Raw genomic sequence first — 722 nt, 5'->3', positions numbered from 1 at the left:
TTTTGCTTGACACCATAAAGCTGCGCACCTGTTACCGCTTCGGTCGAGTCCTCTGAAAGCTTTCCCGCTGCCAAGCCAGCAATTTTTTTATCTCTAGCATCAACCCCATCACTATCTATCTTCAGACCATCAACTATTTCAATACTCTGTAGCAGAACATCATCAGCCAGACCAAAATGAAGCTCAGGCGGCCTACCTTCTTCACCTTTCAAGAAAGTTGTAATATTGTCCTCCCCTTGAAAGCTAACCCGACCACCTTTTTGAACATTAAACGTCACCCCGTCAGCAGAAAGTCTCCACATAAACCCTTCATTCTCTACCCATCTTCTTAACGCCTTCAACTGAGCGACGTTCGCCGCATCAGTATCAACACGACCAGCAGCTACACCCGCAATCTGTCGTGTCCTAGAGCCATCCTCAACACCAACAGAGACTGGATCGTAACTAGCTTCCCATGCACCATCTTTTTTAAATGATATGTCACCAGTAAAAGGGTCATAACCCTGTGCAGCTCCGAACATAATTCTAGACGGACTTTTAGAGTATATACCCAAAGCAACACCTCCAATGGAATTAGCCCCCACATCAGTTTGGTTACCTATACACACACTGTTAGGGTCTTTGAACTTAGAAGGACAACGAGCCTGAGGAAATAAATCCCCTCTCGGATCTATGCTAACAACACCTGTATCTGTTACATTAACAGGCACTGTATTGACAGA

1 pseudogene is annotated in these 722 nt (G+C 45.2%); it reads right to left on the bottom strand.

Annotated features, from left to right (window positions below):
* Positions 1-608, bottom strand: a pseudogene (locus tag ME3_RS07320) (hypothetical protein); the annotation flags it as partial.
* Between the last annotated feature and the right edge of the window lie 114 nt (positions 609-722).

The organism is Bartonella melophagi K-2C (assembly GCF_000278255.1).
GTDB classification, from domain to species: domain Bacteria; phylum Pseudomonadota; class Alphaproteobacteria; order Rhizobiales; family Rhizobiaceae; genus Bartonella; species Bartonella melophagi.
Note: the sequence above shows the minus strand (reverse complement) of the source record. Positions and strands in the feature narration are given on the sequence as shown.